Origin of the sequence: Nocardioides sp. zg-1230, assembly GCF_013155335.1 — a bacterium.
In the GTDB taxonomy this organism is placed as follows: Bacteria; Actinomycetota; Actinomycetes; order Propionibacteriales; family Nocardioidaceae; genus Nocardioides.
The window spans coordinates 69598-90982 of record NZ_JABJQZ010000005.1 but is presented as its reverse complement, the minus strand read 5'-3'; the positions used below and the strand labels follow the sequence as shown (position 1 = coordinate 90982).

The following is a 21385-nucleotide window of genomic DNA, read 5'->3' as shown; positions in this document are numbered from 1 at the left end:
TCCTGTCGCCCCCAACCCATGCCGCCCTCGCGGGCCGCGACCAGCGGAGGAGTGCGCGCATGCCTGGCGACCCATCCATGGACACCGTCGCGGGCGCGACCGCGTCCGTGCACGCGCAGACCGACCCCGCCGCGACCCTCGAGGAGATCGTGCTGCAGGCGCAGCGGTGCCTCCCGGAGTTCGAGCACGTGAGCGTCTCGAGGATCCACGCGGACGGATCCATGAAGACCCTCGCGGCAGGTTCCGACCTGGCGCGTTCCTTCGACGAGGTGCAGTCGAGCTCCCACGAAGGGCCGTGCGTCGAGGCGTCGGAGGAGGAGCTCGTCGTGGTGCGCGACGCCCGCCACGAGCAGCGCTGGCCGACCTACATCGCGCAGGCGACCCGGCTGGGACTGCGGTCCCAGATCGGCGTGAGGCTGCTCAGCGGGGCCAACGGCGTCCTCTGCCTCAACCTGCACTCCACCTCCTCGTCGGACATCGACCCCGGGTCGGTGGGAGTCGCCGAGCACTTCGCCATCCATGCCGGGCTGGCCCTCGGCCACGTGCTCAAGACCGAGCAGCTGAGCACGGCGATCGGCACGCGCACGCTGATCGGCGCGGCCGTCGGCATCATCATGGAGCGCTACGGCATGAACCAGCCCGCTGCCTTCAGCTACCTGACCCGCCTGGCCAGCACGCAGAACCTGAAGGTGCGCGTCGTCGCCCAGGAGCTCGTCGACTCCGTCGGGACGGCGAAGGCGTCGAGCCGCGGCGAGCCCGTCCCCCAGGGTCGGAGCGCGGCCCCGGGCCCCGCCGCAGGCGTCCCCGCCGCAGGCGTCCCCGCCCGATGAGTCCGCGACGACGCGCGGATCGGAAGAGCCCATGAACGACACCCCCCTCCCCCTGGCTGAGGCACTGGCACAGGCCGCCTCGGCGATCAACCAGGGCACGACACTGCAGGAGACCCTGGACGCCATCGTGCTCGCGACCCGCTCGTCCGTGCCCGGCTTCGAGCACGTCGGCATCTCCCTCACCCACCGCGATGGCACGATCGAGACCAAGGCACGCGCCGGTGACCTGGTGCCGGTGCTCGACGCCCTTCAGTACGAGCTGCGCGAGGGCCCCTGCTACGAGTCGATCACCACCCAGCGCGACGTGCTGGTCGATGACATCCGGCACGACCAGCGTTGGCCGCGCTATGCGCCGCGCGCCGTGGAGCTGGGGCTCCGCTCGCAGCTCGGACTGCACCTCTACGACGACGGCCGCACGATCGGCGGGCTGAACCTCTACTCGACCTCCTCCGACGAGGTCGACCCCGACGCGGTCCTGGCTGCCCGACTCTTCGCGACCCACGCCTCGATCGCCCTCGGACACGCACGGAAGGAGCACCAGCTCACCGAGGCGATCGCCTCTCGCAAGGTGATCGGTCAGGCCATCGGCATCGTCATGGAGCGCTACCAGGTCGACGAGGACCGGGCCTTCCAGTTCCTGGTGCGGGCGTCGTCCACGAGCAACCACAAGCTCCGTGACGTCGCGCGGGAGCTCGTGCAGGCGAGCAACGCTGCCGCGCGGCGCGGTTGACCCCGACCGACCCGGCATCGCCGACCCGGCATGCGGCCGGTCGCTCGCGGGTACCGAGCGCCGTGGAACTCATCCCCGAGACCCTGCAGGCCCTCGACGAGCTCGAGGCCACCGTAGACGACGGAGCCCTGGTGGCAGGCCTGGTCGCAGCCGCCGACAGCGCCCGTGAGGTCGCGCCGGGACTCGTCGGGGTGAGTGTCGCCTCCCGTGAGCTCGGCGTCACCTTCACCCTGGTCGCCACCGACGAGGAGATCGCCACGCTGGACGCCGTGCAGTACGTGAGCAGCGGTCCGTGCGTCGACGCCATCGACCTCGGCCACGGCATCGCGACGTCGCCCGGAGGTCTGCTGGGCGAGGACCGGTGGCAGGACTTCGCCCAGGCGAGTGCGGCGGCCGGTGTGCACAGCACCCTGACCCTTCCCGTGGTGGCGGCCGACGGCGACGTCGTCGCGACGGTCAACCTCTACGGTCGCGCCGCGGACACCTTTGCAGGCAGGCACCAGCAGCTGGCCGACGCCTTCGGCGCCTGGGCTCCCGGAGCGGTCACCAACGCCGACCTCGCGTTCGCGACGCGGAGCACCGCCCGCGAGGCGCCGGGCCGACTGCGGGAGGCTGCGGTCCTGGACGCCGCCACGGGAATCATCGCTGCACAGCGCGACATCCCGGTGGTCGAGGCCAGGGCGCAGCTCGAGGACGCGGCACGACGCGCCGGCATCCCGGTCAGCCGCCTGGCCCACGTCGTCGTGGGGCTCCACGACGAGTGACCCCCGGACGGCCAGCCCGCTCCACCGGCGAAGCGGACGTCGAGCGGGTCGGCCGGTAGATTCGCGCGGTGCCCGACACCCGCCCCCGCCGTACCTTCGCCGTCATCAGCCACCCGGACGCCGGCAAGTCCACCCTCACCGAGGCCCTCGCCCTGCACGCGCGGGTCATCACCGAGGCCGGAGCGGTGCACGGCAAGGGCGACCGGCGCGCCACGGTCTCGGACTGGATGGCGATGGAGAAGGCCCGCGGCATCTCGATCACCTCGGCGGCCCTGCAGTTCGTCTACCGCGACCACGTCATCAACCTCGTCGACACCCCCGGCCACAGCGACTTCTCCGAGGACACCTACCGCGTGCTCTCCGCCGTCGACTCCGCCGTGATGCTGGTCGACGCCGGAAAGGGGCTGGAGCCGCAGACGCTCAAGCTCTTCAAGGTGTGCGCCCTGCGCGGCATCCCGGTCCTGACCGTCATCAACAAGTGGGATCGGCCCGGGCTGTCGGCGCTCGAGCTGATGGACCTCATCCAGGAGAAGATCAAGCTCCGGCCGACGCCCCTGACCTGGCCCGTCGGCGAGGCCGGTGACTTCCGCGGGGTGCTGGACCGGCGTACCGGCGAGTTCGTGAAGTACACCCGCACCGCCGGCGGCGCGACCCGCGCCCCCGAGCGACGGATGGGGGCCGACGAGGTCGAGGACGACGACGCCTTCCAGTGGAGGGCGGCGTTCGAGGAGCACGAGCTGCTCACCCTCGACGACGCCGACCACGACCAGGAGCGCTTCCTCGCCGGCGAGACGACCCCGGTCATGTTCGCCTCGGCCCTGCAGAACTTCGGCGTCGCCCAGCTGCTCGACCTGCTGCTCGACATCGCACCCGACCCCAGCGCCACCGCGGGTGTCGACGGCTCGGTGCGCGAGACCACCGACGACTTCAGCGCGTTCGTCTTCAAGGTGCAGTCGGGGATGAACAACGCGCACCGCGACCGGCTCGCCTACGCCCGGGTCGTGTCCGGGACCTTCGAGCGCGGGATGGTCGTCACCCACGCGGCCAGCGGGCGTCCCTTCGCCACCAAGTTCGCCCAGTCGGTGTTCGGCCGCGACACCGCCGCGGTGGAGAGCGCCGAGCCCGGCGACATCATCGGCTTCGTCAACGCCCAGGCGCTGCGGGTGGGCGACACCGTCTACGTCGGTGACGCGATCGAGTACCCGCCCGTCCCGAGCTTCGCGCCCGAGCACTTCGTCACGGCCAGCGCCGGCGACATCGGCCGCTACAAGCAGTTCCGGCGCGGCATCGAACAGCTCGACCAGGAGGGCGTCGTGCAGGTGTTGCGCTCCGACCTGCGCGGCGACCAGAACCCGGTCCTCGCCGCCGTCGGCCCGATGCAGTTCGAGGTCGTCGAGGACCGCATGACCAACGAGTTCAACTCCCCCATCCGCCTCTCCCGGCTCGACTACCAGGTCGCCCGGCGCACCGACGCCGACGGCGCCGCGGCCCTCGCCGGCAAGCGCGGGGTCGAGGTGCTCGAGCGCAGCGACGGCACCCGGATGGCCCTGTTCGTCGACCAGTGGCGCGCCCAGGTCACGGCCCGCGACAACCCCGACATCATGCTCGAGGCCCTGCCGGCCGGCGGCGGCTGAGTCCAGCTGAGCGCCTGCGTCCCCGCACGCCGCGTATCGTCGAGGGAGTGACCTCGGCACCCACCCCGACCCTCGCCCTCGACAGCCGCTTCGCGCGGGAGCTGCCTGAGCTGGCCCTGCCGTGGCAGGCCGTCGACACCCCGGATCCCCGGGTGCTCATCCTCAACGAGCCCCTGGCCCGCGAGCTCGGCCTCGACCCCGACTGGCTGCGCGGGGACGGGCTCGGGCTCCTCACCGGCACCCGCGTCCCCGAGGGGGCGACGCCCGTCGCGCAGGCCTACGCCGGCCACCAGTTCGGCGGCTACTCCCCCAGGCTCGGCGACGGCCGGGCACTTCTACTCGGTGAGCTCGTCGACGGCTCCGGGCGGCTGCGCGACCTGCACCTCAAGGGCTCGGGTCGTACGCCGTTCTCCCGCGGCGGCGACGGCCTCGCCGCGGTCGGCCCGATGCTCCGCGAGCACGTCGTCAGCGAGGCGATGCACGCCCTCGGCATCCCCACCACCCGCAGCCTCGCCGTCGTCTCGACCGGTCGCCCCGTGCAGCGCGAGACCGTGCTGCCCGGTGCCGTGCTGGCCCGGGTGGCGAGCAGCCACCTGCGCGTCGGCACCTTCCAGTACGCCCGCGCCACCGACGACATCGACCTGCTGGGCCGCCTGGCCGACCACGCGATCGCCCGCCACCACCCCGCGGCCGCCGCGGCCGAGCACCCCCACCTCGCGCTGTTCGAGGCGGTGGTCGCCGCCCAGGCCACCCTGGTCGCGCAGTGGATGCTGGTCGGCTTCGTCCACGGCGTGATGAACACCGACAACATGACCATCTCGGGTGAGACGATCGACTACGGACCGTGCGCGTTCATCGACGCCTTCGACCCGGCCACCGTCTTCAGCTCCATCGACACCGGCGGGCGCTACGCCTACGGCAACCAGCCGGTCGCCGCCGAGTGGAACCTCGCCCGCTTCGCCGAGGCGATCCTGCCGCTCCTGGCCGACGACCAGGACGCGGCCGTCGCGATCGCGGTCGAGTCGCTCGGCGCCTTCCGCGAGCACTACTCCGCCGCCTGGTCGTCGGGCATGCGCGCCAAGCTGGGCCTGCCCGACGGCGTCGATCGCGCGGAGGCGTCGAGCATCACGGCCGAGCTCATTGCGCTGCTGCAGGCCGACCACGTCGACCACACGTCGTTCTTCCGCAGGCTCGGCGCTGCCGCTCGGGGCGACGCGGAGCCGGCGCGCGGGATGTTCCTGGACCTGGCCGGCTTCGACGCGTGGACCACCCGGTGGCTCGCGCTCGGCCCCGATGCCGCGGCGATGGACTGCACCAACCCGGTGTACGTGCCCCGCAACCACCTCGTCGAGGAGGCGCTGACCGCCGCCACCGACGGCGACCTGGCACCGCTCGACCGGCTGCTCGAGGCCGTCTCGTCGCCGTACGACGAGCGCTCGGGCCTCGAGCGCCACGCCGAGCCCGCACCCGACTCGTTCGGCGCCTACACGACGTTCTGCGGCACCTGAGCGCGTCGGTGCTTCTGCCCTGAGCAGAATCGCTCGGCTTCCGGCCAGTGCCGGGTCTAGGTTCGGCCCATGGGCGACATCCTGCGGTTCCCCGGTCCTGATCGTGCACCCGAGCCCGAGCACGGGCCCGAGCCCCTGTGGCGGGAGCTGGTCGGCCGCGAGCTGCACCGTGAGCGCCGTCGCCGCGGCGAGCGCCTCGTCGACGTGGCCGGGCGTGCCGGGGTCTCCGTGCAGTACCTCTCCGAGGTCGAGCGCGGTCTGAAGGACCCGTCGTCGGAGATGCTCCACGCCATCGCCGGTGCGCTCGACCTCAGCGTCCGGCGCCTGGCGGTGCGCGCAGGACGCCCGGACGCCCTCGCCCTCGCCCTCGCAGCCTGACCCGTTCAGACCAGCGCCGGCCCCTGCTCGCTCACGACCGTGTCGACGAGCCCGTAGTCCACGGCGGCCTCCCCCGGCAGGACGAGCGTGCGGTCGGTGTCCTGGCGGATCTGCTCAGCCGTACGCCCGGTGTGCCGGGCGAGCACCTCCTCGAGCAGCAGGCGCACCCGCGCCACCTCGTCGGCCTCGAGGATCAGGTCGGGGATGGTGCCGCGGCCCTGCGTCGCGGGCTGGTGGAGCACGACGCGCCCGTGCGGCAGGATCGCGCGCCGGCCCGGCGCGCCCCCGGCGAGCAGGACCGCTGCGGTCCACGCGGCCTGCCCGACGCACACGGTCTCGACCGGCGGCTTCACGAACTGCATCGCGTCGTAGACAGCCAGCATCGCCGTGATGGAGCCACCCGGTGAGTTGAGGTAGAGGCTGATCGGGAGCTCGGGGTTCTCCGAGGCCAGGTGCAGCAGCTGCGCGATCACCGCGTTGGCGACGCCGTCGTCGATCTCGGTGCCCAGGTAGACGATCCGCTCCGACAGCAGCCGCGAGTAGAGGTCGAGGGTCCGTTCGCCCCGCGGCGTCTGCTGGACGACGTACGGGACGGTGTAGGTGCTCATCCCGTAGGCGCTCATCGCGCACCTGCCAGACCCACGGCGCGGGTGCGCGCCGGCGTGACGTGGTCGACCGAGCTGAGGATCTCGTCGACGAAGCCGTAGGCGAGCGCGTCCTCCGCACTGAACCACCGGTCGCGGCGCGAGTCGCGCTCGACGGTCTCGCGGTCCTGGCCGGTGTGCTCGGCGATGAGGCCGAGCACGGTGTCCCGGGTGTGGCGCAGGTCGTCGGCCTGGATCTCGATGTCGACGGCCGTGCCGCCGATGCCTGCGGATCCCTGGTGGAGGAGGACGCGGGCGTGCGGGAGGGCGTACCTCTTGCCCGGCGTGCCCGCGGAGAGCAGGAACTGTCCGGCGCTCGCGGCCATGCCCATGGCGAGGGTGCTCACGTCGTTGGGGATCAGCTGCATCACGTCGTGGATGGCGAGCATCGACGACACCGAGCCGCCCGGGGAGCTGATCCAGAGGCTGATGTCGGCGCGCGGGTCCTCGGCGGACAACAGCAGAAGCTGGTGCATCAGGCGGTTGCCGTTGCGCTCCCCGAGCTCCTCGCCCAGGACGATGATCCGCTGGTGCATCAGCCGTCTGACGAGCTCGTCCTCGATGCGTTCGGAGGTGGTGTGGGTGGTCATGCGCCCAGCGTGGCCCGCTCGGGTCCGTCACCACAGGGCGTTCTGCTCGCGGCGGATCCGCGGGGAGCGGAGCATCGAGGGTCCTAGTGTGGCGGGGTGACCGACGAGACGCTGCGGCGGGCCGCCGACGCGGCGATGCTGCCGATCGTCACGTCGCTGGCACCCGCGGGCGTCATCGGCGCGCACTGGCTGCCGGACCGCGCCGGCGACCCGGTCGTGTGGATCCGGGTGCACAACGAGGCGAGCCGGGTGGCGGTGGAGTCCTACAGCTGGGTGCTTCCCCAGGTGCAGGTCATCCTCTCCCGGCTCGGGCTGCCACCGGAGAAGGTGCTGGCGCTGCGGCTCGAGGTCACGTCGGCCGAGGCCGAGGACCACCTCTTCGACGACTGACCCGCGCGGAGTTGCGGGGCGTCTGCTGCAATACCTGCATGCACCCAGGCTCTCCCTCTCACGGCTCCTGCTGATGGCGCTGGTCGACCGCCGCGGCGGACTCCTCGTCACCGCCGCCCCCGGCACCGGGAGCACCGCCCTCGGTGAGGCCCTCGTCGCGCAACGCGGCGCGACCGAGGTCGTCGGTCCCGAGCAGGCCCGAGAGGCGGGCGTGGACGCCAAGCACGCGACCGTGGGGCAGCTCGTCGCGGCAGGAGTGGTGGACGCCGGGCACGGGATGCGCATCGTGACGACGACCCGCAACCCGTTCGACTTCTACGTCGCCGAGCACACCCGCACCCGCACCCGGTGGGTGCACGAGCTGCGACGCCCCGACTCGTGGGTGCACGAGGTGCCGGGTGCCGTCGACCGCATCGTCGACGCGGTGACCCTCGACTTCGACGCCTGGCTCGCTCAGGCCATCGGCGACCCGGTGCGGCCGCTGCGGATCAACCGCGGCCACGTGGACGAGGCCGACGTCGTGCTGCGCATGGAGCACCTGGAGACCGACATCGGCGACCTCCTCGGCTTCGAGCTGGCGGTGCCGCCCACCAACGTCACCGACCGCGAGCGCGCCTACTGGCGCTCCTACTCGGCCGCGAGCCGGCGCCTGGTCGAGACGGCCCACGCCGACGACCTGGAGCGGTTCGACTACGCCTTCTGAGCCCGGCGCCGGATCCGGATGGGCCCCTTGGCCGTCGACGGGTCGACGACGTGACCGCCCTGGGTGATCTCGACCTCACCACGGTCCACCAGCCGACGGGCCGCACGTCTCGCGGGCTCCATCAGCTCGCGCCACGAGTCGTCCTCGCCCACCGCGCGCGCCGCGTCCGACGGGCAGATCGTCGACGTACGGGCCCGCTGGGCGAGCAGGTCGAGGATGGTGTCCTCCAGCCTGCGGTCGACGTCGGAGACGCCCCGCTTGCGACACGCGGTCGAGCAGTAGCGCACCTGGTCCCAGTCGCGGTCCCACTTCCTGCGCCACTCGATGGTGCGACCGCACGACTGGCAGGTCTTCGGCTCCGGGGGCATGCCGCCCAGTGTGCCGCGCGGCACCAGCGCGGCCTGTGACCTCGCCCTCAGGTGGTCCGCCGGCGGCATAGCCGGGCCGGGTCGGCGGTTGTGCCGGGCGTACGTCCCCCGCAGTCTCACGGAAGGCAGTCCCATGCGCGCACTCGTCCAGCCCAGGTTCGGCGACCCGGCCGAGGTCCTCTCGGTGCAGGAGGTGCCGGCCCCGGAGCCCGGCCCGGGCCAGGCACTCGTACGGGTCCTGCTCTCCCCCATCCACAACCACGACCTCTGGACGGCCCGCGGAAGCTACGGCTTCAAGCCCGAGATGCCGGCGCGTGCCGGGACCGAGGCGGTCGGTGTGGTCGAGGCGCTCGGCGAGGGCGTCGAGGGCCTCGAGGTCGGCCAGCGGGTCGCCACCGGCGGCAGCTTCGGCGCCTGGGCCGAGCTCATCGTCGCCCCTGCCGCCGGGTTGGTCCCGGTGCCGGAGGGGATGAGCGACGAGGCCGCCGCGCAGCTCGTCTCGATGCCGTTCAGCGCCATCGCCCTGCTCGACTTCCTCGAGGTGTCCGAGGGCGACTGGATCGTCCAGAACGCCGCGAACGGCGCCGTCGGTCGCCTCGTGGCCCAGCTCGCGAAGGCCCGCGGTGTCCACGTCCTCGGTCTCGTACGCCGTGCCGACGGGGTCGCTGAGCTGGCCGAGCAGGGCATCGAGCGCGTCGTCGCGACCGACGACGACGGCTGGCGCGACCGCGTGCGCGAGATCGTCGGCGACGCCCCGATCGTCGCCGGCGTCGACTCCGTCGGCGGGGCCTCCGCCGGCGACGTCGTCTCGCTGCTCGCCGAGGACGGTGTCCTCGTGGTCTTCGGCGCCATGGCCTCGCCCACGATGGAGATCGGGTCCGGCGACGTGATCTTCAAGCAGGTCGTGATCAAGGGTTTCTGGGGCAACAAGGTCTTCGCCGCGATGTCCCGCGAGAAGCGGGCCGCCCTGATGGGCGAGCTGGTCACCGGCCTCGGCTCCGGCGCGCTCACGCTTCCGGTCGAGAAGGTCTACCCGCTCGAGGAGATCGCGGATGCCACGCGCGCCAACGCAGAGCCCGGGCGCCGCGGCAAGATCCTGCTGCGTCCGTGACGCTTCGGACGTGACCCTCGGGCCCTGATCCCCGGGATCGGCGGTCTCGGCCCCTAGGCTGGGACCGCCGGTCGACGGCACTCACCGAGGGGGACTGATGGGTCGAGCGCTGGGCGGGTCCCTCGCAGCCACCGTGCTGCTGCTGACGGCCTGCGGTACCGACGCCTCCCCCACGTCGGCGAGCGACAGGTCGACGTCGTCGGCCGAGTCGTCCAAGGCGCCGTCCGCCACGCCTTCGGAGTCCCCGTCCGAGCCCCCGTCCGAGCCCCCGTCCGCGTCGCCGCCCGCGGAGTCGCCCTCCCCGACGCCGCCCACGGCCGACGGTCCGCCGTTCCCGCAGTCGACCGAGCCGCAGACCGCGGAGCCGTCGGGTGACTGGGACCTGCAGCTGGTCGACGTACGGGTGGGAGATCACGACGGCTTCGACCGCGTCGTGCTCGAGCTCAGCGGCACCGCGACCCCCGGCTGGGGCGTCGCCTGGGGCGACGAGGCCGTCGCCGAGGGCAGTGGCAAGGTCGTGCCGGTCGCGGGTGACCACGTGCTCACGATCAGCGCGTCCGGCACCGCGATGCCCGAGCCCGGGTCCTACGAGGTGCCGCAGGCCCTCGCACCCGCCGGCGAGATCGCCGCGGTCCACGTCAACGGCTGGTTCGAGGGCTACATCCAGGTCTTCGCGGGCATCGAGGGCGATGAACGTCCCTTCCGGGTGTTCACCCTCACGGACCCGCCGCGCCTCGTCGTCGATGTCGCGGACTGACGGGCTCGTCCTCCTGCCGGCCGCTCTCGCGGCCCTCCTCGTGGCACTCTCCGTGGCGCTCTCCGGGTGCTCGCCGGACCCGCCCGGACGCACCGTTGTCACGCGGAGCTCCACCTCCGACGCGTCCGGTGACGTCTTGGTCGGCGGTCACACCACGGACCCGGACGCCGTCGCCCCGGCGCCCCGCAACTCGATCACCGACATCGTGCGCACGACGGTCGAGCACGGCGCGGACGAGGTCACCGTCACGGCCGAGTTCCGCGGCCTCAGCCCCCGTCAGTACCTCGACCTGACGACCCTCGTCACGACGGACCGCACCGGGTCGCGCCTGCCGACCCAGGCGACTGCTCTCGCCTACCGCGGCCAGACCAGCGTCGACGTCTACGAGGCCGACGGGTCGCGCTGCCCCGGGGCCGCGGTCGACGTGGACTTCGACACCAACACGGTGACCATGACGCTGCCCCGCAGCTGTCTGGGCGAGCCGCAGTGGATCGAGGCCGAGGTGGACGCCGCGACCATGCGCTACGACGCTGCACCCGACGACCCGTTCGGTGACGCCGTGTGGGAGGACCACGCCTACGGGACCGGGCGCGCTGGCTGGGACGCCGAGATCCCGCGGCTCTACCACCCATAGCTGATGCAGGTCCGGCCAGGGACATCGGTCATGACCTGCGGGGCCGCCGGCCCGCCCGTTCGGACGTGCCTGTGGCCCCGCTACCGGGTGGGTGGCGGGGTGTGGGGCGGGGTCATGGTCGGCGTGGTCGTGGGATGCCGGGCGGATCTGGCCTCTCGGGTGGGTCGAGTGCGGTAGTGCCGGTGTGGTCGCGGCGGTAGAGGTACCCGTGCGGGCTGGTCCACTCGAACACCCCGGGCGCGACCATCTCGTAGCGCCAGGCCGAGTGCGTCTTCAACCGGTGGTGGCTGCGGCACAGGCAGGCGAGGTTGTCGGTCTGTGTCGGCCCGGGCTGCGGCCGACCCTCGGCCTCGGCGTCCGGGTCGTGGGGGATGACATGGTCGACATCGCAGCGCCGGGCCGGTCGGGTGCAGTGCGGGAACACGCACGTCATGTCTCGGAGGAAAACCTGCTCCCGGATCCGATCCGGAACCTCGTACGTGTCGGTCCTCAGCTGGGTGTTCAGGTCGATCACCGGCTTGATCGTCACCTTCGTGCGGGAGTCGGCACACCACGACTTGACCTGGTCGAGCAGCGCGAGCCGCTGCCCCTCCTCGAGCCGCCCGGTCGGCCCGAACACGGTGGCGTCGCCGGCGAAGCCCGCGTCGAAGTGGGCGTGGAGCACGACCTCCCGCGCGACCGGCAGCCCGTCGCCGTCTTCGGTCTTCGCGGTGGTGCCTGTGCCCGTGGTGTGGAGGTCGAGCGCGGTCTGCGTCCGGGCGAGCTCACCGAGGGCCTTGGCGCGGCGCACGTCGAGGGACTCGGTGGAGCCGAGCGCGGCCTGGGTCGCGGCGCCCTGCGCCAGCGCGCGGTCGAGGTCGAGGGCGTCGGCGATGTCGAGCTCGCCGTCGACCCGCATCGTCCCGGCATAGTGCACGTCCCGGGTGTCGATGGTCGCGTGGCGCGGGTCCACGTGGAGGTAGCCGTCCTCGGGATCCGCGGCCGGGTCCGGGTCGGCGAGGTCGTAGCGCTTGATCGCCTCTGCGACCAGCCGGTCCAGCTGCGCGGGACCCACCCGGCCCGCGACGGCCGCGACCTGCGCGTCGATGAACCCTGCCGCCTCCCGCGTCAACGCCGGGCTGGAGTGGATCGTGGTCTCGGCGACCACCCGGGCCGTCCACGCCGGCACCCGACCCGCCTGCACCTGGCCCCACAACCGCGGCAGCCGGTGCCGCAGCTCCAACGCCTGCCCGATCAGCTTCTTCGCCGCCACCGTCGACACCCCGAGGACGCCGCCGAGCTCGGCCACGCAGAACTCCGCCACCAACGGGCACCCCTCACCCGCGATCGGCTCCTCGTGCTCCTGACCACACGACGGCACCGAGAACGACGCGGCGTCGTGGATCGACTCCGGCGGATACAGGTCCGCCCACTGCGCCGCCAAGAGGAGCTGGTCGGCAGCGGCGCGGTTCTCGTCCACGCGACGCTGTCGGATCACAGCGAGCAGGTCGGAGGCGGTGAGGTCCTCGACCCCACCCGCCATCCGGCCTGTCACCGCTTCGCTCATGTGTTCGATCATAGAGATGGGGTACGACACTTCCCCCGCGATGGGCGGCGCGTGTATGCAGGCCTCAGCGACGTCCTCGCGACGCGACACCGCCCGCCCCCGCCAGCCCATTGGGAGGTCCCACCAGACCTCTGTCGCGCCCTATGATCCGCAGGGGCGCCGGCACCGCGCCGGAGCCGGTGCCGACCGAGGGGACAGATGACGAGCGACCACGCGAGCGCCGCAGGAGCACTGCCCGTCCGCATCGGGAAGAAAACCTCCGAAGACGAGGACCGGCTGTCCGAGCTGGTGACGCTGGCCCGGAACGCCGCGGGCGACGTCCCCGCCGCGCTGGCACTGGCCCGGGACCACGGTGCGGCGATCCCGCGGCCGGGAGGCGGGAGCACGGCGTTCCTGTGGTCGGCCCTGGCCAGCGTCGCCGCGGTCGACCTGACCGTGGCGCGGGTGCTGGAGCCGCACCTGGACGCCCACGCCATCCTCGCGCAGGCGGGCGAGCAGGCCGACGACGGCACCTGGGGCGTGTTCGCCGCCGAGGGACCGGGCGAGCCCCTCCGCGCGACGGCGCGCGGCGAGTCGTACGTGCTGGACGGGCGCAAGCACTGGTGCTCGCTGGGCGGTGTCCTCGACCACGCCCTGGTCAGCGCCCGCGTGGGTGAGGAACGTCAGCTGTTCGCCGTCGACCTCGACGACCTCGGCGTCACCGCCGTGCCCGGCACCTGGGTGGCACGCGGGCTCATGACGGTGGACTCCGGCCCCCTCGACATGGTCGACGTCGAGGCTCGCCCTGTGGGGGCACCCGGCTGGTACCTCGAGCGACCGGGCTTCGCATGGGGCGCCATCGGGGTGGCCGCCGTTTGGTTCGGCGGCGCGGTGGGCGTCGCGCGGCGCCTCGCCGCAGCCTCGGCGTCCCGCGAGCCCGACCAGGTGGCACTGATGCACCTTGGTGCCGTCGACGCTCGCCTGCACGCTGCGCGGTCCACGCTCCACCAGGCGGCCGAGGCGCTCGACGCCGGCGACCTCGCCGGCGCTACCGGCTGGCGGGCCGCCCTCCGTGTGCGGGAGGTGGTGGCCACCACCTGCGAGGAGATCCTGCGTCGCACCGCGCACGGCCTCGGCCCCGGACCGCTGGCCACCGAGGAGCAGCACGCGCGGCGGGTGGCCGACCTGGAGCTCTACCTGCGCCAGTGGCACGCCGAGCGCGACCAGGCCTCGCTCGGCGCCCTGGTCGTCGACGACGGGGCGTCGGACTGGTGACGGCACCCGACTTCCGCCACGACCGACCCGGTACGCCGGCCGCACGGTGGACGCCGACCTTGACGAGCGCGCCGATCCTCGAGCTGCCGGCCGCGCGCAACCGGGTGATCGTCGTAGGTGCGCACCCGGACGACGAGACGCTCGGCGCCGGCGGGCTGGTGCACGCGGCCGCCCGCGCCGGGTGGCGCGTCGAGGTGGTCACGGCCACCGCCGGCGAGGCGTCGCACCCGCACTCCCCCACGCACGCACCCGATCGGCTCGCAGCGGTGCGCCGCGACGAGCTCCGCCGGGCCATCGGGCTCCTGGCCCCTGACGCACGCGTCACGTGCCTCGACCTCCCCGACGGCGACGTCGGGGCCCACGAGGAGGAGCTGGTGGCAGCGCTCGTGGCGACCATCGGCACCGACGGCGCGGACGTCCTCCTCTGCGCACCGTGGCGGGGCGACGGCCACCCCGACCACGAGGCCGTCGGACGGGCGGCCGCCACCGCCGCCCATCGCACCGACGCCACGCTGTGGGAGTACCCCGTCTGGCTCTGGCACTGGGGCCAGCCGGACGACCTGCCCGGCGAGCGCGTGCGCTGCCTGCCGCTCGATCCTGGCTCCGTCGAGGCGAAGCGGGCAGCGATCGACGCGCACGCCAGTCAGGTGCGGCCCCTGTCCGAGGCGCCCGGCGACGAGGTCCTCCTCGGCCCCGACCTGCTGGCGCACGTCGACCGCGACCTCGAGGTCTTCCTGACCGGTGGGCCTGACGTCGACGACGACGTGCTCGACCGGGTCCACAAGGACCGCGACGACCCCTGGGACGTCGAGTCCCTCTACGAGCGGCGCAAGCGGGCCGTCACCCTGGCGAGCCTGCCGCACGAGCACTACCCGTCGGCCCTCGAGGTCGGCTGCTCGGTCGGGGCGCTCGCCGTCGACCTCGCGACCCGGTGCGACCGCCTGCTCGCGGTCGACAGCAGCCCCACGGCACTCGGCCTCGCCCGTCGTCGTACGTCGACCGCTGCCGGCCTCGAGCTCCGGCTCGCGCGGGTGCCGGGCGAGTGGCCACACGGCCGCTACGACCTCGTCTCCGTCTCCGAGGTCGGCTACTTCCTCAGCCCCGCCGGCCTCACCGAGCTCGTCGGCCTGTGCCTCGGCTCCCTCACCGACGACGGCCACCTGCTGCTGTGCCACTGGCGCCACCAGCCGGTGGGATGGCCGCTGGCCGGGCCCGCGGTGCACGACGCGTTCCTCGCCACCGGTGCGCCGGTGCTGGTCGAGCACCAGGAGCCCGACTTCCTCCTGCACGTGCTGGGACGTCCGTCGTGAAGCTCGACGCGGTCGCGGTCGTCGTACCTGCCCGGGACGAGGAGGCCCTGCTCCCCGCCTGCCTCGACTCGGTCGCGACCGCCGTCACGGCGGTCCACGCGGCGCATCCCCTGGTGCGCACGCGGGTGGTCGTCGTGCTCGACGCGTGCCGCGACGGCTCGGCCGAGGTGGTGGCCGCGCGCGACGACGTCGAAGCGCTCAGCACCGACGCGGGCTGCGTGGGCGTTGCCCGGTCGCGAGGCGTGCACGCGGCGGCCGCGTGGTCACGGGCGATCGGCAGCGGGTCGCTGTGGGTGGCGAGCACCGATGCCGACAGCGTCGTCCCGCCGCATTGGTTGACCGCCCAGCTGGCACGGGCGGCCGACGGTCTCGCGCTGGTCGTGGGGACGGTCGTGCCACGACCGGGAGACCTGTCCCCCGCGGCCCTGTCGGCGTGGCACCAGCGGCACACAAGCACCGAGGGTCACGACCACGTGCACGGTGCCAACCTGGGCTTCACCCTCGAGGCCTACCGCTCGGTGGGCGGCTTCCTGCCGCTCCACACCCACGAGGACGTGCGGCTGGTGGCGGCGATGCGCCGGGCCGGCGTACCGACCGTGGCGACCGGCGACGTACCGGTGGTCACCTCGGGACGGCGCGCCGGCCGCGCACCGGGTGGTTTCGCGCACTACCTCGACGAGCTGGCCGAGCTCGACGGCCTCGGCGCCTGAGCCGACGCGTCAGCCGACCTGCATCTCCCCGAGCTCGTTCCAGCCGTCCTGGTCGACCTCGGTGCTGACGATGTCGGGGGTGCGGGCCAGGTACTGCGGGAGCTCGGCCTGGGCCGCCTTGAAGTGGTCGGACGAGACGTGCGCCCCGCCGGCGTCGCCGTCCCGGAAGGCCTCGACGAGGACGTACTCGTGGGGGTCCTCCAGGCTCCGCGACCACTCGAACCACAGGCAGCCCTCCTCCGCACGCGTGGCCTCGGTGAAGGCCCGCGACAGCTCGGGCCAGTCGTCGGCGTGCTCGGGCTTGATGGGGAACTTCGCGGTGATGAAGATCAACGTCTCTCCTCAGGTGGCCGGGGTGGCAGTCGTGGCGGCGGGCGCGTGCGAGCGTCCGTCGATGGCGGACTGGAGCACGGCGCCGAGCTTCTCCGAGACGATACCGAGCAGCGCTCCGGCGACGACCGCGACGAGCACGCCGCCGAGGTCGAACCCGGTGCCGAAGAAGACGGCCGTCCCGGCGAAGCCGCCGGGGATGAACGACAGGAGCGGGAGCGCGGCCTCGACGCACAGGACGAACCCGACGACGGTCACCATGAGCGCGAGCGCGAGGGTGGAGCCGCTGACGTCCTCCAGGCCCTGACTGATCACCCAGCCCCAGAAGACCCCGGCCAGGTTCGCGGCGAGCCCCTTGGCGAGGCCGGTGGTGCCGCCCCCGGCGGCGAAGAAGCAGGCCCAGGCGACGAACGCGACCCAGGTGATCAAGGTGAGCTCGACGCTGGCGAAGGTCCACACGCCGGCGAGCACGCCGACGGAGATTCCGATGCCCAGCAAGGGCTTGATGGCGGTCACGGGTGCTCCTAGGGGATGAGGATCGCGCGGCCGCGGACCCGGCCGGCGTCGAGGTCGGAGATGGCGGTCTGGAAGTCGTCGAGCGCGTACTTCTGCGTGTGGAGCGTCACCGCGCCCCGGGCGGCCAGCGCCATCAGGTCGCAGAGGTCGTTGTAGGAGCCCACGAGGTTGCCGATGATGTTCTTCTCGGCCGAGATCAGGTCGATGGTCGGTACGACGACGTCCTCGCCGTAGCCGACGACGTGGTAGTCACCTGCCTGCCGGGTCATTGCCAGCCCCTGGGCGGTCGAGCCGCCCTCGCCGACGAAGTCGACGACCACCTCGGCGCCCAGGCCCTTGGTGATGTCGAGGACCTCCTCGACCTGCCGACCCTCTGCGACGACGCCGTGGTCGGCGCCGATCGACAGCGCGAGCTTGAGCGCCTCGGGGTTGCGGTCCACGACGACGAGCTGTGCCGGCGAGAGCGCCTTGAGCACCTGGATGCCGATGTGGCCGAGGCCGCCGGCGCCGATGACGACGCAGGTGTCACGCGGGGTCAGCCGCCTCGCCGCCTTCGCCGCCGCGTGGTACGCCGTCAGGCCGGCGTCGGCGAGCGCCGCGACGTCCGCTGGCTCCAGGGAGTCGTCGATGGGGACGACGCTTCGCGCCGACGTCTTCAGGTACTCGGCGTACCCGCCGTTCGCGTTGATGCCCGGGAACTGGTTGTCCTCGCAGTGCACGTCGTCGCCGGTGCGGCAGGCGCGGCACAGCCCGCACGTGATGAGCGGGTGCACGATCACCGTGTCGCCCTCGCGGACGTTGGTGACCGCCGACCCGACGGCGTGCACCCAGCCGGCGTTCTCGTGACCGATCGTGTAGGGCAGCGTGACGCCGGACTTCTCCTCCCACTGCCCCTCGAGGATGTGGAGGTCGGTGCGGCACACGCCTGCCCCGCCGATGCGGACGACGACGTCGAAGGGGCCGGTGGCCTCGGGGACGTCGACCTCGGTCATCTCGAGGTCCTGGTGGTAGCCGACGACCTGGACGGCTCGCATGGTGCTCATCGGGAGTGCTCCTTCGTCAGGGCGGTCAGGGGGATGAAGGTCGGGTCGTAGGACGCGTCCGCGGGCTCGGCGCCCTCGGAGCGGTGCACCTGGTCGTCCTCCGACCCGGGGTAGCGGGTCCGCAGCAGGCCGCGGCAGAAGTGCGCGTTGCCGTCGATCGAGATGCGGGTGGACCGCGCCCGGCGCAGCGCCATCGGTACGTCGTCGGGCCGGGCGCCGAGGTGGTCCACCAGCACCGCGGACGTGCCCGCCAGGGGCAGTCCCAGCGCCTCGCGGCGCCTCAGCAGTGCGTCGGTTTGCGCATCTCGAGGCAGGTCGTCCAGGACGACCTGGCCCAGGGCGTCGAGGGGGCGGTCCGGCTCCGCCCTCAGCCACGCCGTCAGGCAGCGCTCCATCGCAGCGGTGTGGGCCTTGCGGCGGAACGTCTCCCGCAGCTCCTCGAGGTCGCGCTCGGCCTCGTGCCCGAAGGTCCCGCGGTAGCCGGCGTCGGCGGCGAGCCCGGCGTTGATCTTGTCGGAGTCGTGGTGGTCGTCGAGCTGCACGACCACCCGCCGCGTCCACGGCAGCGCGGTGAGGACGTCCTTGCTGTCGGAGGCCATCAGGTAGGCGAAGTTGGGCGAGCAGAACGACGTCGGCAGGCGCAGGTGCACCTCCACCGCTGCCTCGTCGATCGCGACGGACCTGACGAAGCCGAGGTCGGTGATGGGCTCGTCGAGCTCGGGGTCCATCACCGCGGACAGCGCGCGTCGTACGTCGTCCGCGCGGGAGCCGACGGTGCGCCTGGCGGCCGGCGACGTGGCGGTGAGCGTCATCGTCACACCGCCGCCATGGCGCCGATGTCGGCGGCGTCGGGCTGGCGCGGGCCGGTCTCGGTCTCGTCGGCCTCGGGGAGCCGGAGCTCGACGGGCACCTCGACGTCGTACATCTCGGCGGCGTTGAGGCCGAGGATCTTCTTCTTCTGCGCGGTGGTGATCGGGGCGTACTCGGTGAGGTCCTCCGGGATCTGGAAGTCGACGAACTGCTCGATGAGCCAACGCGGCGTCCAGAGCGCGTAGTCGGAGGAGAACTGGATGCGGTCCTCGCCGACCCAGTAGAGGAGCTCGCCGATGATCTGGGCGAAGTAGCGCGGCCGGGTGTGGATGAAGGGCATCGCCACGGCCAGCCCGGCGTGCACGTTGGGCTCCTGCGTGGCGATCCAGCAGAAGTCCTCCAGCCTCGGGAGGCCGCAGTGCTCGACCACGAAGTCGAGGTCGGTGAAGTCGGTGGCCACGTGGTCGACGTCGGCGACGTCGAAGGCGTCGCGGTCGAGGGGCCTGATGGTGGGGCCCTTGTGGATGTGGATGTTGGTGATCCCGAGCTCGCGACAGGCCTCGAAGTAGCGATAGGCCCACGGGTCGTCGAGGCGCCAGCCGCGCGAGTCGCCGTGCCACTCGGCGGTGTAGAGCTTGACGCCCTTGAGGCCGAAGCGCTCGGCGTCCGCACGAAGCTGGTCGAGGCCGGCCTCGCCGTTGCGCGGGTCGAAGTTGTGGTTGTACGTCAGCTTGCCGGGGTTGGCCTGCGCGAGGGCGAACGCCTCCTCGGTCTGCCCGAAGCCGGTGTTGTAGAACTCGCCGAGGTAGGCCGGCTGGAAGACCGCGTGGTCGACGTAGCCGTCCTCGAACAGGTCCTTCATCAGCCGCTCACCGCCCTGGTAGAGGTAGTCCTCCTTGGTCCACACCTCCGACTCGGGCGAGAGGTTGCGGTGGTAGTCGTAGAAGCAGTCGATGAACTGCTGGCCGTGGATGTTCTTCACGTTCTCGGGCCGCGCGTCCCACAGGGCGACGTGGGCGTCGACGATGAAGTAGCTCTCGCCGTCCTTGGTGTACATGGGGCCTCCGGTTCGGTGGGCGGTCTCGGGTGACGGTCGTCACGGTGCGATGCCTTCGGACGCTAGGCCCGGTCGTCCGGCGTACGACCGGCCGCGGCGTCTCAATGTGAGATCCGGAGTCGTCTCAATTTGAGACGCCGACCGGGAGCGGACCTCCGGGTCCGGATGTAACGTCGGTCACATCCCGAAGGGGGGTGGTCACCGTGGCCGACCTCGGCCTCCCCGAGCGCGCACGCCGCCATCGCGAGCTGCAACGCACCCTGCCCGGAGGCCTGGTGAGCAGCGACGCGGACCACCTGCCCGGGCGGCTGGTCGCGTCGTGGCAGCGCAGCCAGGACTACGGCGTACCACTGGACGACATCGAGCCCTCCTTCGTCGGCACCCTCAACGACGAGTCCCTCTTCTTCGAGTGCGGTCGGGAGGTGCTCGCCGGGCTGCACCAGACCTTGGCCAACGAGCCCGTCTCGCTCATGCTCACCGACGCCGACGGCCTCGTGCTCAACCGGATGAGCGGTGACTCCTCGCTGCTGCGCGCGCTCGACAAGGTGCACCTCGCACCCGGTTTCGCCTACGCCGAGCGCACGGTCGGCACCAACGGCCTCGGCCTCGCGATCGCCGACCGGGTGCCCACGGTCGTCCGCGCCGACGAGCACTACGCCCTCAGCCTCTGCACCTACACCTGCGCCGCGGTACCGGTCCTCGACCCGCTCACCGGCCAGCTCGAGGGGTGCGTCAACCTCACGACCTGGTCGACCCAGTCGAGCGACCTGCTGCTCGCGCTCGCCCAGTCGGCCGCGAGCAACACCTCCGCGCTCATGCTGGCGCGCTCCCGAGGTCAGCGCCCCCGGCCGGCCCAGCGCGGTGAGGTCTTCCGCGTCGAGACGCCTCGGCTCGAGCCGGGGTCGGGCACCCTCGCCGAGCTGGGCCCGGGGTGGACCGACGCGGTCGGCCGCGCCCGGGCGGCGATCGCGGACGGCCGCATCGTCGCCGCGGTCGGCGAGGAGGGGTCGGGCCGCGCCACGGCGCTCGCCCAGGCGATGCGGCGCGAGTACCCCCGCGAGCGCATCCTCGCCGCCTCCCCGCCCGCACCCCAGGACAGCGAGGCCTGGATCGGGCTCTGGACGCCCGAGCTCGGCAAGCCCGACACCGGGATCCTGGTGCGCGACGTCGACCGGCTGCCCGCCTGGGTCGCCGAGCACATCCGCGACCTCGTCCTGCAGGCGCGCGTGCGCTCGACCGCGGGCACCCAGGTCCCCTTCTGCGTCACGGCCGGCTCGTTCGAGGCGATCCCGGCGGCCCTCGCTCCGCTGGTCGACACCGTGGTCGCCGTACCTGCGCTGCGCGAGCGCACCGAGGACGTCATGCCGCTCGCCCACCACGTCGCTCGCCGCACCCGGGGCCGCGTCGTCACCGTCACTCCCTCCGCCCAGACCGCCCTCACCGGCTGCGGGTGGCCCGGCAACGTGCGCCAGCTCGTCGACGCGGTGACGCAGGCGGCGCGGCGCACCGACACGCTCGACGTACGCCACCTCCCCGCCGACGTGCTGTCGGGCAGCACGCGTCGGCTGACCCGGATCGAGGCCTTCGAGCGCGACGAGATCGTCCGGGTCCTCACCCGCCCCGGCACCTCGATGCAGGAGGCGGCCGTGGAGCTCGGGATGAGCCGGGCCACGGTCTACCGCAAGCTCGCGCAGTACGACATCCACGTCCCGCGCCCGGGCTCCTGACCCGCCGGCGGCTGCATGCTCGCCGTGGGCGTCGTGCGAGC

General features: G+C 72.8%; 24 protein-coding genes. 15 read left to right on the top strand and 9 right to left on the bottom strand.

What is annotated here, in order from left to right:
- Positions 1-59: 59 nt before the first annotated feature.
- The 6 genes from HOO61_RS16360 (at position 60) to HOO61_RS16335 (ending at position 5844) form a co-directional block, all read left to right on the top strand.
- Positions 60-830 (top strand): GAF and ANTAR domain-containing protein, encoded by a 771-nt coding sequence (locus HOO61_RS16360; protein WP_172260362.1) that lies wholly within the window; start codon positions 60-62, stop codon positions 828-830.
- 31 nt (positions 831-861) lie between these two features.
- Positions 862-1560: a GAF and ANTAR domain-containing protein gene (locus HOO61_RS16355; protein WP_172260360.1), complete on the top strand. Its 699-nt coding sequence runs from the start codon at positions 862-864 to the stop codon at positions 1558-1560.
- A gap of 62 nt (positions 1561-1622) precedes the next feature.
- Positions 1623-2324 carry an ANTAR domain-containing protein gene (locus HOO61_RS16350; RefSeq protein WP_172260358.1) on the top strand — a complete coding sequence of 234 codons (702 nt, stop codon included), beginning with the start codon at positions 1623-1625 and terminating at the stop codon, positions 2322-2324.
- A 68-nt stretch (positions 2325-2392) separates the two neighbouring features.
- Positions 2393-3958, top strand: a complete 1566-nt coding sequence (locus HOO61_RS16345) for a peptide chain release factor 3 (RefSeq protein WP_172260356.1) — start codon at positions 2393-2395, stop codon at positions 3956-3958.
- 47 nt (positions 3959-4005) lie between these two features.
- Positions 4006-5466: a protein adenylyltransferase SelO family protein gene (locus HOO61_RS16340; protein ID WP_172260354.1), complete on the top strand. Its 1461-nt coding sequence runs from the start codon at positions 4006-4008 to the stop codon at positions 5464-5466.
- Between the two features lie 69 nt (positions 5467-5535).
- Positions 5536-5844, top strand: coding sequence for a helix-turn-helix domain-containing protein (locus HOO61_RS16335; protein WP_172260352.1), 309 nt, complete (start codon positions 5536-5538; stop codon positions 5842-5844).
- 5 nt (positions 5845-5849) lie between these two features.
- Here the strand turns inward: HOO61_RS16335 and HOO61_RS16330 are convergent, their stop codons facing one another.
- Both HOO61_RS16330 and HOO61_RS16325 read right to left on the bottom strand, forming a co-directional pair.
- Positions 5850-6452, bottom strand: a complete 603-nt coding sequence (locus tag HOO61_RS16330) for a ClpP family protease (protein ID WP_172261021.1) — start codon at positions 6450-6452, stop codon at positions 5850-5852.
- 11 nt (positions 6453-6463) lie between these two features.
- Positions 6464-7078 carry a ClpP family protease gene (locus HOO61_RS16325; protein WP_172260350.1) on the bottom strand — a complete coding sequence of 205 codons (615 nt, stop codon included), beginning with the start codon at positions 7076-7078 and terminating at the stop codon, positions 6464-6466.
- Between the two features lie 96 nt (positions 7079-7174).
- Between HOO61_RS16325 and HOO61_RS16320 the strand changes: the two genes are divergently transcribed.
- Both HOO61_RS16320 and HOO61_RS16315 read left to right on the top strand, forming a co-directional pair.
- On the top strand, positions 7175-7468 hold the full coding sequence (locus HOO61_RS16320; protein WP_172260348.1) for a hypothetical protein: 294 nt from the start codon (positions 7175-7177) through the stop codon (positions 7466-7468).
- 73 nt (positions 7469-7541) lie between these two features.
- A complete protein-coding gene (locus HOO61_RS16315; protein ID WP_172260346.1) occupies positions 7542-8171 on the top strand; it encodes a hypothetical protein in 630 nt (209 codons plus the stop codon).
- On the opposite strand, the gene HOO61_RS16310 is transcribed toward HOO61_RS16315, so the two are convergent.
- Entirely contained in the window at positions 8159-8539 is a 381-nt protein-coding gene (locus HOO61_RS16310) for a DUF3253 domain-containing protein (protein WP_172260344.1), read from the bottom strand. The two genes, HOO61_RS16315 and HOO61_RS16310, sit on opposite strands and share 13 nt — an antisense overlap.
- Positions 8540-8672: 133 nt before the next feature.
- Between HOO61_RS16310 and HOO61_RS16305 the strand changes: the two genes are divergently transcribed.
- From HOO61_RS16305 to HOO61_RS16295, 3 genes are all read left to right on the top strand, one after another.
- Positions 8673-9650 carry a zinc-binding dehydrogenase gene (locus tag HOO61_RS16305; RefSeq protein WP_172260342.1) on the top strand — a complete coding sequence of 326 codons (978 nt, stop codon included), beginning with the start codon at positions 8673-8675 and terminating at the stop codon, positions 9648-9650.
- A 97-nt stretch (positions 9651-9747) separates the two neighbouring features.
- A complete protein-coding gene (locus HOO61_RS16300; protein ID WP_172260340.1) occupies positions 9748-10407 on the top strand; it encodes a hypothetical protein in 660 nt (219 codons plus the stop codon).
- Complete coding sequence (locus HOO61_RS16295) at positions 10394-11041, top strand: hypothetical protein (protein WP_172260338.1); 648 nt, start codon at positions 10394-10396, stop codon at positions 11039-11041. Before HOO61_RS16300 ends, HOO61_RS16295 begins: the two co-directional genes overlap by 14 nt.
- A 112-nt stretch (positions 11042-11153) precedes the next feature.
- Here the strand turns inward: HOO61_RS16295 and HOO61_RS16290 are convergent, their stop codons facing one another.
- Positions 11154-12587, bottom strand: coding sequence for an HNH endonuclease signature motif containing protein (locus HOO61_RS16290; RefSeq protein WP_172260336.1), 1434 nt, complete (start codon positions 12585-12587; stop codon positions 11154-11156).
- A gap of 198 nt (positions 12588-12785) precedes the next feature.
- On the opposite strand from HOO61_RS16290, the gene HOO61_RS16285 reads away from it, so the two are divergent.
- From HOO61_RS16285 to HOO61_RS16275, 3 genes are read left to right on the top strand one after another with little or no spacing between them, the layout of a single operon-like run.
- On the top strand, positions 12786-13841 hold the full coding sequence (locus HOO61_RS16285; RefSeq protein WP_172260334.1) for an acyl-CoA dehydrogenase family protein: 1056 nt from the start codon (positions 12786-12788) through the stop codon (positions 13839-13841).
- Positions 13838-15151 carry a bifunctional PIG-L family deacetylase/class I SAM-dependent methyltransferase gene (locus tag HOO61_RS16280; RefSeq protein ID WP_172260332.1) on the top strand — a complete coding sequence of 438 codons (1314 nt, stop codon included), beginning with the start codon at positions 13838-13840 and terminating at the stop codon, positions 15149-15151. Before HOO61_RS16285 ends, HOO61_RS16280 begins: the two co-directional genes overlap by 4 nt.
- Positions 15148-15861, top strand: a complete 714-nt coding sequence (locus HOO61_RS16275; protein WP_216659035.1) for a glycosyltransferase — start codon at positions 15148-15150, stop codon at positions 15859-15861. Before HOO61_RS16280 ends, HOO61_RS16275 begins: the two co-directional genes overlap by 4 nt.
- A 9-nt stretch (positions 15862-15870) precedes the next feature.
- On the opposite strand, the gene HOO61_RS16270 is transcribed toward HOO61_RS16275, so the two are convergent.
- From HOO61_RS16270 to HOO61_RS16250, 5 genes are read right to left on the bottom strand one after another with little or no spacing between them, the layout of a single operon-like run.
- Positions 15871-16194, bottom strand: coding sequence for a putative quinol monooxygenase (locus HOO61_RS16270; RefSeq protein WP_172260328.1), 324 nt, complete (start codon positions 16192-16194; stop codon positions 15871-15873).
- A gap of 9 nt (positions 16195-16203) precedes the next feature.
- Positions 16204-16707, bottom strand: coding sequence for a DUF1097 domain-containing protein (locus HOO61_RS16265; RefSeq protein WP_172260326.1), 504 nt, complete (start codon positions 16705-16707; stop codon positions 16204-16206).
- Between the two features lie 8 nt (positions 16708-16715).
- Positions 16716-17750 carry an NAD(P)-dependent alcohol dehydrogenase gene (locus HOO61_RS16260; protein WP_253942517.1) on the bottom strand — a complete coding sequence of 345 codons (1035 nt, stop codon included), beginning with the start codon at positions 17748-17750 and terminating at the stop codon, positions 16716-16718.
- Positions 17747-18562 (bottom strand): iron-sulfur cluster assembly protein, encoded by an 816-nt coding sequence (locus HOO61_RS16255; protein WP_172260324.1) that lies wholly within the window; start codon positions 18560-18562, stop codon positions 17747-17749. Before HOO61_RS16255 ends, HOO61_RS16260 begins: the two co-directional genes overlap by 4 nt.
- Positions 18563-18564: 2 nt before the next feature.
- Positions 18565-19617 carry an amidohydrolase family protein gene (locus HOO61_RS16250; RefSeq protein WP_172260322.1) on the bottom strand — a complete coding sequence of 351 codons (1053 nt, stop codon included), beginning with the start codon at positions 19615-19617 and terminating at the stop codon, positions 18565-18567.
- A 203-nt stretch (positions 19618-19820) separates the two neighbouring features.
- Between HOO61_RS16250 and HOO61_RS24965 the strand changes: the two genes are divergently transcribed.
- Complete coding sequence (locus HOO61_RS24965) at positions 19821-21344, top strand: helix-turn-helix domain-containing protein (protein WP_216659034.1); 1524 nt, start codon at positions 19821-19823, stop codon at positions 21342-21344.
- Positions 21345-21385: the final 41 nt, after the last annotated feature.

Coding starts and splice junctions, on each gene's coding strand:
- HOO61_RS16360 (WP_172260362.1), top strand. CDS start 60: ATGCCTGGCGACCCATCCATGGACACCGTCGCGGGCGCGACCGCGTCC.
- HOO61_RS16355 (WP_172260360.1), top strand. CDS start 862: ATGAACGACACCCCCCTCCCCCTGGCTGAGGCACTGGCACAGGCCGCC.
- HOO61_RS16335 (WP_172260352.1), top strand. CDS start 5,536: ATGGGCGACATCCTGCGGTTCCCCGGTCCTGATCGTGCACCCGAGCCC.
- HOO61_RS16330 (WP_172261021.1), bottom strand. CDS start 6,452: ATGAGCACCTACACCGTCCCGTACGTCGTCCAGCAGACGCCGCGGGGC.
- HOO61_RS16325 (WP_172260350.1), bottom strand. CDS start 7,078: ATGACCACCCACACCACCTCCGAACGCATCGAGGACGAGCTCGTCAGA.
- HOO61_RS16315 (WP_172260346.1), top strand. CDS start 7,542: ATGGCGCTGGTCGACCGCCGCGGCGGACTCCTCGTCACCGCCGCCCCC.
- HOO61_RS16310 (WP_172260344.1), bottom strand. CDS start 8,539: ATGCCCCCGGAGCCGAAGACCTGCCAGTCGTGCGGTCGCACCATCGAG.
- HOO61_RS16305 (WP_172260342.1), top strand. CDS start 8,673: ATGCGCGCACTCGTCCAGCCCAGGTTCGGCGACCCGGCCGAGGTCCTC.
- HOO61_RS16300 (WP_172260340.1), top strand. CDS start 9,748: ATGGGTCGAGCGCTGGGCGGGTCCCTCGCAGCCACCGTGCTGCTGCTG.
- HOO61_RS16295 (WP_172260338.1), top strand. CDS start 10,394: ATGTCGCGGACTGACGGGCTCGTCCTCCTGCCGGCCGCTCTCGCGGCC.
- HOO61_RS16290 (WP_172260336.1), bottom strand. CDS start 12,587: ATGAGCGAAGCGGTGACAGGCCGGATGGCGGGTGGGGTCGAGGACCTC.
- HOO61_RS16285 (WP_172260334.1), top strand. CDS start 12,786: ATGACGAGCGACCACGCGAGCGCCGCAGGAGCACTGCCCGTCCGCATC.
- HOO61_RS16260 (WP_253942517.1), bottom strand. CDS start 17,750: ATGAGCACCATGCGAGCCGTCCAGGTCGTCGGCTACCACCAGGACCTC.
- HOO61_RS16255 (WP_172260324.1), bottom strand. CDS start 18,562: ATGACGCTCACCGCCACGTCGCCGGCCGCCAGGCGCACCGTCGGCTCC.
- HOO61_RS16250 (WP_172260322.1), bottom strand. CDS start 19,617: ATGTACACCAAGGACGGCGAGAGCTACTTCATCGTCGACGCCCACGTC.